A 13,995-nucleotide genomic window follows, 5' to 3' on the forward strand; every position below is an offset into this window, starting at 1 on the left:
CTGCCTCGACTCTTCCCCGTTGGAAAGCTGTCTCAGCCTGCGGGAAACGCGTTCGGCGTGCACACCTTGCCGTCAGCGGGAACGACGTCCTGGCCCGCGTTGAGCTGAGACACGAAGTCGTTCGAGACGCCGAACGTCTGCTGCATCATCACGGGGGCGGGCGCGCCGTTCTCGCCGCAGGCGGCGTGGCCGTTGCCCAGGGCGTGACCGACCTCGTGGTTGATCACGTAGGTGCGGTATCCGGCCAGGTCAGGGCCGTAGACCATGGCGCCGCGCACCCAGCGCGCGACGTTGATGATCACGCGCTTGGTGCCGGGGTTCCAGCAGGAGGTCTCGAACGGGATCTCCTTGCCGCACAGCGTGTGGGTCGTCTTCGTGGTGGTCAGCGCCACGAAGAAGTCCGGGTTCTGGTTCGCTTCGACCCGCTGCAGCGCGACCTGCTTGGTGCCGACCCAGCTGCGCGGGTCGGACAGGATTCCGTCGATCGTGCGCGCGAACGCGGCCGCGTCGTCGTTGTAGTCGGCGGGCTTCACACCGTCCTCGACGGCGATCGCGTACTTGCGGAACTTCGGCGCGTTCGCCTCGCCGACGCGCGGACCGTTGCCGGCGATCACCTTGAACGTGCCGACGCCGTCCTGCGAGAAGTCCGGACCGGCCGGCAACTCGGCGGTCGGGATCTTCAGGTCGGGCTTCTTGGCCGGCAGCTCGGTCGCGGGCACCTCAGGCGTGCTGGCGGGGGTCTCGGCGGCGTTCGTGCCGGGGCCACCGATCGCGGGGGACTTGGGCTGGACCGTGTCGAGCACCACCAGCGCGGTCAGCACGAGGAGCACCGGGATCGCGTAGATCCGCCACCCGTAGTTGGCGACGAGCTTCTTCACGCCGCGACGCTTGCGCGGCCTTCGCAGGGCCTGCGTGCCCTCCGGTTCCCAGGAGGCCGCAAGCGGTTCCGCGCTGGTCCGGCGCTCGCCGCGGCGGTAGCGGTCAGCGGGCGGAGCAGTACGTCCTCGCTCGGGGGCGCGATTCACGTGGTCCAGGGTCCCACATCCCCCGTAAGGCCGTCGTTCATCACCATGAGTGTCGATCGACCGCCTCCCACATGCCCAGCACGGCCCTCGCCACGGTGGCGGGCCGCTCCATCTGGGCGACATGGCCTGTCTTGGGAAGCACCAGCAGTCGCCCCTTGGGCAGCGACCGTGCCGTTCGTGGTCCCTTCCGCACGCTGACGAGCCGGTCGTTCTCGCCCCAGAGCACCAGCGTCGGCGCCTTGACCAACGGCAGCAGCCGCCACAGCGACCTCGGGCCGGGCGTGAGCCAGCTCTGCATCAGGCCGAACGTGCTGCGGTTGAGCGCCTGCCCCGCCCACTTCTGCCGGGCGCGCTCCTCGTTCTCCTTGATCGACTCCTCGATGCGGTGGTCGGGCACCACGCTCGGGTCGGCGAAGCAGAGTTCGAGCATCTGCCTGGTGCGCTGGTGCGCGCTCAGCTTCGCGAGCTCGCGGCGCACCTTCGACCCGATGATCGGCAGGACGGCGAGCGCCATCCGCGGATCGGACATGCGGTCGAGGCGCGGCCTGAGGTCGGGCACGGCCGGCGAGACGAGCGTGAGCGTCTTCACGAGATCCGGCCTGCTCGCGGCGACCATCACGGAGATCGCGCCTCCCATGGAGTTGCCGAGCAGGTGCACCGGCTGTGAGAGCGTTTCCAGGTACTTGATCACCGTGCGGGCGTGCGTGGCGAGACTGAAGTCGTAGCCGGGAATCGGCTCCGACCGGCCGAACCCGGGCAGGTCGATCGAGTAGCCGCTGACGTGGTCCTTCAGCTGCGCCGCGAGATCTGTCCAGTTCGTCGCGGACCCGCCAAGCCCGTGCACGTACACGGCCGGCGGCCCGTCGCCAGGGGTGACCCTCACGTGCACCTCGTGGGCGTCGACCTGGTGAAACTCACCTGGCCACGGCGTCTGGGTCTTGTCCAGCGGCGGCAGCGCGACCGTGGACAACGGGGCGGGAATGATGGTGCTCACCGGACCAGGATGCGGGAAAGAACGCCCAGATGGTTCCCGGATGTGGGCTACCAGCGAGTAAGGTTGCTCTCAGCCTCGGTCTGGCAACCCCTGTCCGACGGCCGGATCACTCGTGCTGGAGGCACCATGACGGAGACGGCGCAGAGCGCACCCGCAGGCAGGGGCGTTCGACTGCCGCGCACCGCCCGCCGTGCGCAACTGCTGGCAGCGGCGCAGGACGTGTTCGTCACCAATGGCTATCACGCCGCGGCGATGGACGAGATCGCCGAGCGCGCGGGCGTGTCCAAACCGGTGCTCTACCAACACTTCCCGGGCAAGCTCGAGCTCTACATGGCGCTCCTCGAGTCCCATGTGGACGAGCTGGTCGGCCGTGTCCGCACCGCCATCGGCTCCACCACGGACAACAAGCTCCGCGTGCGCGCCGCCGTGGCCGCCTTCTACGACTTCGTGGACGGCGAGGGCCAGGCGTTCCGCATGGTGTTCGAGTCGGACCTGCGCTCCGAACCGGCCGTGCAGTCGGCCGTGGAGCGCGCGACCACGGACTCCGTGGACGCCATCACCGACACCATCACCGCGGACGCCGGGCTCGACCCCGAACGTGCCCGGTTGCTGGCCGTCGGACTCGTGGGGCTGTCGCAGGTCACGGCGCGGTCGTGGCTCGCGGACAACCGGCGGGTACCGAAGGAGGACGCCGTCGCGCTGATCTCGAACCTGGCGTGGCGCGGCATCGGTGGCGGTTTCCCGCTCCAGCACTGACGACGCTGAGTACCGTTCCCCTTGGATCATCGATCTGAGGGGGCAGCATGATTCTCGTCACCGGAGCCACGGGGAACGTCGGCGCGGAAGTGGTGGCAACGCTCATCGCGGCGGGCACGCCGGTGCGCGCGCTCCAGCGCAAGGGCGAGGCACCGCCAGGGACGCAGGCCGTCACAGGCGACCTGAACGAACCGCAGAGTCTGGGGCCCGCTCTCGCAGGAGTCGACGCGGTCTTCCTGCTGCCGGGTTACCAGGACATGCCCGGGGTGCTCGACCAGGTGCGCAGGGCGGGAGCGGCGCGGGTCGTGCTGCTGTCCGGTGGTTCCGCGGGCGATGGCGACCCGGACAACGCGGTTTCCCGTTACATGGCCGAATCCGAGGCCGCCGTGCGGGAGTCCGGTGTGCCGTGGACGTTCCTGCGGCCAACCGCGTTCATGTCGAACTCGCTCCGGTGGGCCCCGCAGTTGCGGAAGGGCGACGTGGTGCACGAGCCGTTCGCGGGCGTGCGAGTCGCGAACGTCGATCCGCACGACATCGCGGCGGTCGCCGTCCAGGCACTGCTGACCCCCGCCCACGAGGGGCAGATCTACCACCTCAGCGGTCCGGAGTCGTTGCTGCCCGCGGACCGGCTGCAGGTGCTCGGCGACGTGCTCGGCCGTGACCTCGTCCTGCGTCCGCAGACGAACGACGAGGCACGGGCCGAGATGAGCGCGGCGATGCCGGCGAAGTACGTGGACGCCTTCTTCCGCTTCTACGTCGACGGCACGCTCGACGAGGCGAAGGTGCTGCCGACCGTCGAGCAGGTCATCGGCCGCCCGCCGCGGACATTCCGGCAGTGGGCCGTCGAGCACGCGGAGGCGTTCGCCTCCTGAGGTGTCACATCAGCGCGGCTATCCGTCTCGCCACGTCCTCTGACCGTTCCAGCGGCAGCATGTGCCCGGTCTTCGGATAGATCACGAACTGCGCGCTCGGCAACGCCTCGGCCAGCACCCGCGAGTGCCGCATCGGCGTGAGCACGTCCCAGGACCCGGCCATCACGACCGCCGGGATGTCCGCCAGCACGGCCAGCGCTTCCCGCCGCTGGTGCAGCGTCAGCTCCTCCCGGATCCCGACGAACGCCGCACCGCTCGTGTTGCCCGCCATCGCCGCGGCGGCGCGCACGTCGGCCCACCGCGGACGACGCCCGAACGTCACCCGCAGCCCTGGCGCGATCAGCCGCCCGAACCCGACCTTGGGACGCTTGACCAGCCACTTCCCGGCAATCCGCTCGACGCCGCTCTGCCGGGGCAGGTTCCCGCACGACGTGGCGATCAACGCCACCCCGGACACCCGCGCGAACAGCTCGGGCCGTTGCTCGGCCAGTGCCATGATCGTCATCCCGCCCAGGGAATGGCCGGCCAGCACGATCCGGCCCGTCGGAACGTGCTCCTCCAGCACGGCCGCCAGGTCGTCGGCCAGCTCGGAGATCGTCCCGGTGCCGCCGGCCGAACCACCGTGACCGCGCACGTCGTACCGCACCACCCGGCCAGGCAGTGCGGCGGCGACGCGGTCCCAGGTGGTCAGATCCATGGTCCAGCCGTGCAGCAGGACCGCGGTCACGTCGGAGGGCGAAGTCCCCGACGTGACGACGTTCAGCCGATCAAGAACGAGCGACGCCATGAGCGCATCCCCGGCCTTCCCACGAGTCCGGCCTCGTCGAGGAACGTCATGATCCGCTCGCCCGCCCAGCGGATCATCTCCTGGAACCGCTCGTTGCCCAGCGCCTGCCGGTGAGCCTCGCGGACGTCCAGGCCGACGGCGGCGTACGCGGCGGGGTTGATGATCGAGCGGGTGATCATCATCGACACGTACCCGACCAGCCACTTCTGGTACGGCAGCTCGTAGCCCTTCAGCTCCGACATGCCCCGCAGCAGCTCCTCGCGGGCGAACCGCACGTGCCGCGCCTCTTCCAGCACGTGGATCCGGTTCACCATGCGCACGAGCGGCTGGACGGTGTCGTCGGTCATCGCCTCGCGCTGCAACCGGTCGAGGATCTCCTCCGCGACCAGGATCGAGCCGTACATCGCGGGGCCGTAGCCGATGATCGGCAGCAGCTTGCCCATGCGGTGCGTGTGGCGCGTGGGCCCGTAGGCCGGGCAGCCGATCCGCTCGACCAGGCGCGCGAACATCGTCGAGTGACGGCACTCGTCGGCGACCTCGGTCAGCGCGTACTGGGCGTGCCGCGTGGTCGGGTCGGTGTTGTAGACCATCTTCACGAGCATCTGCATGAGCAGCAGCTCGAACCACAGGCCGACGGACGCGATCGACGCCAGCTCGTGCTTCGACAGCTCGATGCGCTGCTCCTGCGAGAGCGAGTCGTAGAGAGGCGTGCCGTAGAGCGAAATGCGCTGTTCAGGGATGTAGAAGAGACCGTCGACCAGAGGTGCGGACCAGTCGATGTCCACCTCGGGGTCGTAGAACTTCTCGGCGGACGACTTGAGGAGCCGTTCCGCTGTCTTCTCCCGATCGGCGACCCTCATCGGTTGCCCTCCCCGGTAGGTGTTACTTGAGGTAACGGTTACTTCTGGTAGCGTGCATCACATGGCACGCACTGTCAAGGGGCCGGACGCGCGACGTGAGCGGTGGAAGGGTCATCGCGAGCAGCGCAGGGCGGAGTTCGTGGAGGCCACGATCGCCGCCGTGGCCAGGAAAGGTCCCGACGTCGGCATGGAGGACGTGGCCGCGGAGGCGGGCGTCAGCAAGCCCGTGCTGTACCGGCACTTCACCGACAAGTCCGACCTGTACCTGGCAGTGGGCCAGAAGGCGACCGAGCTGCTGATGGACCGGATGGGTCCCGCGCTCATCGCCGACGGCCCGATCCGCGGCCGCATCCTGGGGATCGTCGACGCCTACCTGTCGGTGATCGAGGAGAACCCGAACCTCTACCGGTTCGTGGTGAAGGGGTCCTTCGTGGACCGTCCGGTCGAGAAGGACGTCGTCGCCGAGGACAAGAACCTCATCGCGTCGACGCTGGCCAGGATCCTCGGCGACTACCTGCGTTCCTTCGAGATGGACTCCGGCGGCGCCGAGCCGTGGGCGCACGCGCTCGTCGGCATGGTGCAGAACGCGGGCGACTGGTGGCTCGACCGCCAGACGATGTCCCGCACGAACCTCAGCGAGTACCTCACCACGCTGATCTGGCACGCCATCGACGGGCTGCTGCGCTCGGCGGGTGTGCAGGCAGACCCGGCAAAGCCACTCACCCCGCTCCGATTGGTGGACTGATGAGCGAGCACGAGCACGACGAAGAGGGCTACACCGGCACCGCCACCCTCGTCTTCGGAGAAGAAGAAGTCGCGGTCGAGGTCGACCTGCGGGGCTACTTCCAGCCGATCGACGGCCGCTACCACTGGTACGGGCGGATCAAGAAGCACGACGACGTCACGAGCCGGGTCGAAGGAGGCGCGCGGACCGCGGTGCTGCGCACCCCCACCGGGCAGGCGGAGGGGACGCTCACCGACCCCGACCCGTGGGGCCGTTACCGGGTCGGTGGCATCTCCACTCCGCCTTACAAGATCGAAGAGCCGGCCTAGGCCCTTCGCCGGATCAGCACACCCGCGAGCAGCAGGACCAGGCCGAACGCCGCCAGTGGCAGGGCCGGGAAACCGGTCCACGCGATCGGTGGGTCCTGCCGCACCTTCACGGTCGCGGAACACCTCGGGTCGGAGCCGCCGGGCTTGCAGTTCGAGCCCGGCACGTCCGAGGTCACCACGTTGCGCAGCTCACCGGAGCCGCCGGCGGTGACCCAGTACGTCACCGTCGCCGAGGCCCCGACCGCCAGCTCACCGGACCAGGTCAGCACCGGCGACACGAACGTGCCCGCGTCGGTTCCGCCCCACGTCGCGGCCTTCAGCACGTCGGCCAGCGAGTCGGTGAACGACCCGGTGACCGGCGTCTGGCCGGTGTTCCTGACGGTCACGGTGTAGGTGATCCGGTCGCCCGGTTTCGCGTCCGTCCGGTCCGCCTTCTTCACGATCTCCAGGCCCGACACCGGGGTCTCGGTGCCACACTTCTCACCGGGGCAGTTCGACGGCGTGTCCGACGTGACCACGTTGCGCAGCCTGAAGTCCCCGGTCGGCGGGTCGTTGACGCGCACCCGGTACGTCACCGTCTTCGTGGCCCCGATCGCCAGCTCGCCGGTCCACGTCAGCTTCGGTTTGGCGAACACACCGGCGTTCGTGTCCACAAAGGACGCGTCGTCCAGCACGCCGGACAGGTCGTCGACGAAGCTCGCCGCCGGCAACGTGGTCTGGCCGGTGTTCGTGACCGTCACGGTGTAGGCGACGAGATCACCGGGCTTCGCCGAGGTCCGGTCGGCCTTCTTGAGGATCTCCAGCCTCGGCACCAGCACCTCGACCGCGCAGCCGTCGCGGCAGTTCGAGCCGGGGGTGTCCGACGTGACGACGTTCTTGAGCCGCAGGTCGCCCTTGCTCGTGACGGTCACCGAGTACCGCACCGTCTCGGACGCACCGACAGCAAGATCGCCCTTCCACGTCAGCTTTGGTGCCGCGTAGGTCGCCAAGCCCGAGGTCGACGCCGCGTCGCCGTTGTACGTGGCGTCGTCGAGCACCTCGGTCATGTCGTCGACGAACGCGGCGTCGCGCAGCATCGTGGCGCCGGTGTTCGTGACGACGACCGTGTAGGTGACCTTCTCGCCCGGCCTGGCCTCGGCCCTGTCCGCCTTCTTCACGATCTGGAAGCCGGCGATCGGGGTGTCCGTGGTGCAGCCTTCCGAACAGTCCGTGTCCGGGACGTCCGACGAGACCACGTTCTTCAGCCGCTTGTCGCCGTCGCCGGTCACCTTCACCGAGTACGTGACGGTCACCGACTTGCCGACCGCCAGATCACCGGTCCACGTCAGCTTCGGTGCCGCGAAGGAAACCGAACCCGCTGAGGCCGCCTGATCACCGTTCCACGTCGCGTCGTCCAGCACGCCCGTCAGGTCGTCGGAGACCGAGATTCCACTGTGGACCGTCTTGCCGGTGTTGCTGATCGTCACGGTGTAGCGGACGTCGTCACCCGGCTTAGTCGACGCGGGCTCCGACGTCTTCACCAGCTTCAGCCCGGCGATCGGCGTGACCGTCGCGCACTCGACGCACTTGCCGCCCGGAGTATCGGTCGTCACGACGTTGTCCAGGCTGAAGTCGCCGGACACCGGGTTGTTCACGACGACGGTGTAGGTCACGGTCGCCGTCACGCCGACCGGCAGGTCACCGGTCCAGGTCAGCTTCGGAGGAACAACGCTCACCGTGCCGCTCGACGCCGTCCACTTCCCGAACGTCGCGTCGTCCAGCACCTTGCTCAGGTCGTCGGAGAACGAAGCCCCGGCCAGCGCGGTCTGGCCGGTGTTGCGCACCTTGACCGTGTACGTGACGGTGTCGCCAGGCTTGGCGGACTGCACGTCGACGGACTTGCTGACCTCCATGCCCGGCAACGGGGTCGACGTCGAACACTTCGGGTCCGTCGATCCCGGCGGGCAGTTGCCGCCAGGGTCGTCCGAGGTGACGACGTTGGTCAGCCGGTGGTCGCCGGCCGCGGTCACCTTCACCGAGTACGTGATGACGGCCTGCGACCCGATCGGCAGAGCACCGCTCCAGCTCAGCTTCGGAGATGCGTAGGTCACCTCGCCGACAGTCGCCGCCGCGTCGTCGTTCCACGTCGCGTCGTCCAGCACGCCGGTCAGGTCGTCGCTGAACGAGGCGTTCTGCGGCGTCTGGCCGGTGTTGCGGACCGTCACCGTGTACGTCACGACGTCGCCCGGCACCGGCTTGTCCGGCGCGACCTTCTTCACGATCTCCAGGCCCGCGACCGGGGTGTCCGTCGTGCAGCCATCCGAGCAGTCCGTGCCCGGAGTCTCCGACGACACCACGTTCTTGAGCCGCTTGTCCCCCGCACCCGTGACCTTCACCGAGTACGAGACCGTCACCGACGCACCCACGGCCAGATCACCGGTCCACGTCAGCTTCGGCGACACGAACGACACCGCGCCGGCGGACGCCGCCTGATCGCCGTTCCACGTCGCGTCGTCCAGCACTCCGGTCAGGTCGTCGGAGACCGAGATTCCACTGTGGACCGTCTGACCGGTGTTGCTGATCGTCACGGTGTACTTGACGGTGTCACCGGGTTTCGTCGTGGCCGGCTCCGACTTCTTCACCAGCTTCAACGAGGCCACCGGCGTGTCCGTCGTGCAGCCGTCGACGCAGTTGTTGCCCGAGGTGTCCGACGTGACGACGTTCTTCAGCCGCTTGTCCCCCGCCCCCGTCACCTTCACCGTGTACGTGACGGTCGCCGTCTCACCCACGGCCAACTGCCCGGACCAGGTCAGCACGGGCGAGGCGAACACACCGGCGCTCGTGCCGACCCACGTGGCGTCGTCCAGCACACCGGTCAGGTCGTCGCGGAACGACGCGTCGAGCACGGTCTTGCCGGTGTTCCGCACGGTCACCGTGTACTTCACGGTGTCGCCCGGCTTGGTCGACGCGGGCTCGGCGGTCTTCTTGATCTCCACGCCGGACACCGGGGTGTCGGTCGTGCAGCTCGGCACGCAGTTGTTGCCGGAGGTGTCGGACGTGACGACGTTCGTCAGCTGGTGATCACCCTTGCCGGTCACGACGACCGTGTACTTGACGACAGCCGAGCCACCGATCGGCAGCGTCCCGGACCAGGTGAGCACGGGCGACGTGAACGTGCCCGCGCTCGTGCCGCCCCAGGTCGCGTCGTCGAGGACCTTGGTGAGGTCGTCGCGGAACGACGCGTTGAGCTCGGTCTGGCCGGTGTTCCGCACGGTCACGGTGTAGGTGACGGTGTCGCCGGGGTTCGCGGACTTCCGGTCGACCTCCTTCACGATCTCCATGCCGGGCAACGGGGTCGTGGTCGAGCACTTCGGGTCCGTCGAGCCCGGCGGGCAGTTGCCGGGAACCTCGCTGCTGACCACGTTCGCCAGCTTGTGGTCACCCTTGATCGGGTCGTTGACCTTGACCACGTACGTCAGCGTCGCCGTCGCGCCGATCGCGAGGTCACCGGTCCACGTCAGCGTCGGCGCGGCGAACTCCGCCTTGCCCGTCGAGGCCTGCACGGACACCCACGAGGCGTCGTCGAGCACGCCGGACAGGTCGTCCGTCACCTTCTCGCCGACCAGCGGCACCTGACCGGTGTTGGTGATCGTCACGGTGTACGTCACCGAGTCACCGGGGTTCGCGGACTGCTTGTCGGCCTTCTTCTCGATCGTCAGCTCACGGCCGGGCGTCTCGGTGCTGCACGACGGGTCCGTGGAGCCCGGCGGGCAGTTGTTGCCGGGCGTGTCCGAGGTGACCTTGTTGTTGAGCTTCTTGTCGCCGGGGTTCGGGTTCTTCACCGTCACCGTGTAGGTGATCGTGGCGGTGCCGCCGATCGGCAGGTCGCCCTTCCACTCCAGCCTCGGCCACACCAGCGTGACCGCTCCGACCGTGGCCTGCGCGTCGTCGTTGTAGACCGCGTCGTCCAGCACCTTGGTCAGGTCGTCGGTGAACGACGCTCCTGTTTGGACGGTCTGGCCGGTGTTGGTGACCTTGATCTGGTAGGTCACGGTGTCACCGGGCACGACCTGGTCGCGGTCGTCGGACTTCTCGATCCGCAGTCCGGCGATCGGCGTGCTGGTCGAGCACTTCTCGCCACCGGGACAGTTGGCGCCCGGCGTGGTCGACGTGATCACGTTGTCCAGCTTGAAGTCCGCCGGATCGCCGACCTTGACCGTGTACGTGACGGTGGCCGTGCCGTCGACCGCGAGATCGCCCGTCCAGGTCAGCTTCGGGGTCGCGAAGGACGCCGAGCCCGTGGAGGCCTCGGCGGAAACCCACTGGGCGTCGTCCAGGACCTTGGTCAGGTCGTCGGTGAAGGTGGCACCCTGCAACGGAGTCCTGCCGGTGTTCCGCACGGTCACCGTGTACTTCACGGTGTCGCCGGGCTTGGCCGACTGCCGGTCCACCGACTTCTCGAACTCGACACCCGAGACCGGCGTCGTGGTCGTGCAGTTCGGCACGCAGTTGTTGCCGGGCGTCTCGGAGGTGACGACGTTCGTGAGCTGCTTGTCGCCCTTGCCGTTCGCGACGACGGTGTACGTGACCGTCGCCGACTCGCCGGGCGCCAGCGGACCGTTCCAGGTCAGCTTCGGAGCCGTGTAGGACGGCGTGCCCGAGGAAGCGCTGACCGAGCCCCACGCGGCGTCGTCGAGGACCTGCGTCAGGTTGTCGGCGAACGAGGCGTTCAGCGGGGTCCTGCCGGTGTTCCGCACGGTCACCGTGTACTTCACGGTGTCACCGGGGTTCGCCGACTGCCGGTCGACCTGCTTCTTGATCTCCACCCCGGAGACCGGCGTCGACGTGCGGCAGTCCGGATCGGTGGAGTCCGCCGGGCAGTTGTTGCCGGGCGTGGTCGAGGTGATCACGTTGTCCAGCAGGTGATCGCCCTTGCCGGTCACCTTCACCGTGTACGTGATCGTCGCCGAACCGCCGACCGCGAGAGTGCCGCTCCAGTTCAGCTTCGGAGCCGCGAACGTGGCCGTGCCGGCGGAAGCGCCGGCGGAGCCCCACTCGGCGTCGTCCAGCACCTTCGACAGGTCGTCGGAGAACGTGGCGTTGAGCGAGGTCTTGCCGGTGTTGGTGACCTTGACCGTGTAGGTGACGGTGTCGCCGGGGTTCGCGGACTGCCTGTCGACGGCCTTCTCGATCTTCAGGCCGGCGACCGGCGTGGTGGTGCCGCACTTCGGATCGGTCGATCCCGGCGGGCAGTTGCCACCCGGCGTGCTGGACGTGATCGCGTTGTCCAGCTGGAAGTCGCCCTTGACCGGGTTGCCGACCTTCAGCGAGTACGTGACGGTCGCGGACCCTCCGACGGGCAGGTTGCCGGTCCAGGTCAGCTTGGGCGAGACGAACTCCGCCACGCCCGAGGACGCCGTCGCGGACACCCACTCCGCGTCGTCGAGCACCTTCGCCAGGTCGTCGGTGAAAGTGGCTCCCTGCAACGGAGTCTTGCCCGTGTTCGTCACGGTGACGGTGTAGGTCACGGTCTCGCCGGGGTTCACCGACTGCTTGTCGGCCTGCTTCTCGAACCGGACGCCGGACACCGGGGTGTCGGTCGTGCAGCTCGGCACGCAGTTGTTGCCGGGCGTCTCCGAGGTGACCACGTTCGTCAGCTGCTTGTCGCCGTTGCCGGTGACGACGACCGTGTAGGTGACGGTCGCCGACGCGCCGACGGCCAGCGCACCCGTCCAGGTCAGCTTCGGCGAGGCGAACGCGGCCGTGCCGGAGGAAGCCGTCGCGCTGCCCCAGGTCGCGTCGTCGAGCACCTTCGTCAGGTCGTCGACGAACATCGCGTCCAACGGCGTCCTGCCGGTGTTGGTGACCTTGACCGTGTACTTCACCGTGTCACCGGGGTTGGCCGACTGCCGGTCGACCGACTTCTCGATCTTCAGTCCCGGCGTGTTCACCGTGGTCGAGCAGTCCGGATCGGTCGAGCCCGGCGGACAGTTGCCCGCGCTGCTCACGACCGCGTTGCGCAGCTGGTGGTCGCCGGTGATCGGGTTCTTGACCGTGACGGAGTAGGTCAGCGTGACCGTCTTGCCCTTGGCGACGTCACCGATCCACGTGAGTTTCGGTGCGGTGTAGGAGATCGAGCCCGAGGTCGCGGCCTGGTCGTTGTTGAACGTCGCGTCGTCCAGCACCTCGGTGAGGTCGTCGGACACGGTCAGGCCGGTGACGTCCGTGGCGCCGGAGTTGGTGATGGTGACCGTGTAAGGCACCTGGTCGCCGGGGTTCGCGGCGGTCTGGGGAGTGGACTTCCTGATGTCCAGGCACTCGACCGGCAGCCGGTAGTCCTCGACCTCACCGCTGTCGGCGAGGCCTGTCGCGTTGGCTGTCTGGTCGGTGTTGTAGCTCGCCCGGAACCGCGCATAGGTGTTGCCGCACTTGACGTTCTGCGGAATCTTCCAGGTGGTCGTCGCGGATCCCGCGCCGGCCGCGAAGTTCGCACACGCGCGTTCGTTGGTGTCGAACGAGCCGTTGCCGTTGAAGTCGATCCACGCGCACACCCGGCCGGCCTGCGAGGCTCCGGACAACGTCACGGGCACCGAGTAGTCGTCACCGGCGTTCGACCTGGCCAGCCGCGGGAACGCCGCCACGCCGTCGTCGAGGTCGTCGCCGTTGGGCAGGTTGTTGTCCGCGCCCGCCGCCACGGCCTTGGGGCTCGGCGTGGTCGAACCGAGGTTGATCGTCGCGGGGTTGTCGACCGACACGCCCGAACCCAGCGCCAGATCACCGACGACGTGGCTGGCCGCCGCACCGGTGTCGTAGCTCGCGGGCGCGTCACCGAAGTCCTCGTCCACCGAGACGCCCGCGACGTAGAAGTCGTCAGTCGGATTGCTGCTGTTGGTGAGCATGTCGACCTGGAAGCTCACGGAACTGACCGTGCCGTTCATGCGGACACTGCCGCACGACGCGGGAGCGGACCTCGCGCCGTTGGAGTTGCACAGCACGTTGAGGTTGCGGTTCGGCGCCTCGATGCGGGTGCCGTTCTGCCCGATCGTCATGTTCGTCGCGCCGGCCAGCGGCCCGTCCAGCGTCACTCCTGGCGTGGTCACGGTGTGCGCGACGTGCGTGCTACCGGTGTTGCCGATGGTCGCGCCGCTGCCCGCGATGTGCAGCACCGGGTCGCGCACCGGCCGGTTGAAGGAGAACGTCAGCGTGCCCCGGTTGAAGCAGTCGACGAACGCGGCACACCCCGCGGCGGCCGCGGTGAGGCCGATCAACGCCGTGTTCGCGGGGATCTGCGGCCGGAAGTTGCCGGGCACCGCCCCACGGTCACCGGGAGGCGAGTTCAGCGTGGTCAGCCGCAGGTTCGCCCCCGACACCGACGCCGTGACGACCGCACCGGACGTCAGCGTCGAACGCGCCGACGCGTTCACCGCCGGCAACGCGGAACTCGTGGACCACGACCCGGCCGCGTGTGTCTGATAGGCCTGCGCGGGCAGGGTGAAGGTCGTTGCCGAGACCACGAGCAACAGGACCAGCAGGGCGGCGCGCATAGCACTCCTCAGCAGCGTGACGACTCCGTCACGCTAGGTGCGCAAACATGCTCCTACCAGCGAAGTCACCGCTTCAGGCGACCTCTACGCCCAGCCGGACTGCGGGTTCGGGGGCGGTGATCGAT

9 protein-coding genes are annotated in these 13,995 nt (G+C 68.6%); 4 read left to right on the forward strand and 5 right to left on the reverse strand.

Features of this window, described 5'->3' with window-relative positions; translation table 11 throughout:
- Positions 1-32: 32 nt before the first annotated feature.
- Both ACIRG5_RS28970 and ACIRG5_RS28975 read right to left on the reverse strand, forming a co-directional pair.
- On the reverse strand, positions 33-1,025 hold the full coding sequence (locus ACIRG5_RS28970) for a DUF3152 domain-containing protein (RefSeq protein WP_402910207.1): 993 nt from the start codon (positions 1,023-1,025) through the stop codon (positions 33-35).
- Between the two features lie 40 nt (positions 1,026-1,065).
- The gene (locus ACIRG5_RS28975) at positions 1,066-2,019 is read right to left on the reverse strand and encodes an alpha/beta fold hydrolase (RefSeq protein WP_402910210.1); all 954 of its coding nucleotides are present in this window, start codon (positions 2,017-2,019) and stop codon (positions 1,066-1,068) included.
- A 126-nt stretch (positions 2,020-2,145) separates the two neighbouring features.
- On the opposite strand from ACIRG5_RS28975, the gene ACIRG5_RS28980 reads away from it, so the two are divergent.
- Complete coding sequence (locus tag ACIRG5_RS28980; protein ID WP_360386336.1) at positions 2,146-2,775, forward strand: TetR/AcrR family transcriptional regulator; 630 nt, start codon at positions 2,146-2,148, stop codon at positions 2,773-2,775.
- Positions 2,776-2,822: 47 nt separating this feature from the next.
- Positions 2,823-3,647, forward strand: a complete 825-nt coding sequence (locus tag ACIRG5_RS28985; protein WP_402910214.1) for an NAD(P)H-binding protein — start codon at positions 2,823-2,825, stop codon at positions 3,645-3,647.
- Between the two features lie 4 nt (positions 3,648-3,651).
- Here the strand turns inward: ACIRG5_RS28985 and ACIRG5_RS28990 are convergent, their stop codons facing one another.
- The gene (locus tag ACIRG5_RS28990) at positions 3,652-4,434 is read right to left on the reverse strand and encodes an alpha/beta fold hydrolase (RefSeq protein ID WP_402910217.1); all 783 of its coding nucleotides are present in this window, start codon (positions 4,432-4,434) and stop codon (positions 3,652-3,654) included.
- Positions 4,407-5,294: a diiron oxygenase gene (locus ACIRG5_RS28995; protein ID WP_402910220.1), complete on the reverse strand. Its 888-nt coding sequence runs from the start codon at positions 5,292-5,294 to the stop codon at positions 4,407-4,409. Before ACIRG5_RS28995 ends, ACIRG5_RS28990 begins: the two co-directional genes overlap by 28 nt.
- Positions 5,295-5,355: 61 nt before the next feature.
- Between ACIRG5_RS28995 and ACIRG5_RS29000 the strand changes: the two genes are divergently transcribed.
- Both ACIRG5_RS29000 and ACIRG5_RS29005 read left to right on the forward strand, forming a co-directional pair.
- Positions 5,356-6,039 carry a TetR/AcrR family transcriptional regulator gene (locus ACIRG5_RS29000; protein WP_319980160.1) on the forward strand — a complete coding sequence of 228 codons (684 nt, stop codon included), beginning with the start codon at positions 5,356-5,358 and terminating at the stop codon, positions 6,037-6,039.
- Positions 6,039-6,347 carry a DUF4873 domain-containing protein gene (locus ACIRG5_RS29005; RefSeq protein WP_319980161.1) on the forward strand — a complete coding sequence of 103 codons (309 nt, stop codon included), beginning with the start codon at positions 6,039-6,041 and terminating at the stop codon, positions 6,345-6,347. The genes ACIRG5_RS29000 and ACIRG5_RS29005 overlap by 1 nt, the downstream gene beginning before the upstream one ends.
- Here the strand turns inward: ACIRG5_RS29005 and ACIRG5_RS29010 are convergent.
- Complete coding sequence (locus ACIRG5_RS29010; RefSeq protein ID WP_402910223.1) at positions 6,344-13,870, reverse strand: GEVED domain-containing protein; 7,527 nt, start codon at positions 13,868-13,870, stop codon at positions 6,344-6,346. The two genes, ACIRG5_RS29005 and ACIRG5_RS29010, sit on opposite strands and share 4 nt — an antisense overlap.
- Positions 13,871-13,995 lie beyond the last annotated feature (125 nt).

Origin of the sequence: Lentzea sp. NPDC102401 (assembly GCF_044765805.1) — a bacterium.
In the GTDB taxonomy this organism is placed as follows: Bacteria; Actinomycetota; Actinomycetes; order Mycobacteriales; family Pseudonocardiaceae; genus Lentzea; species Lentzea sokolovensis.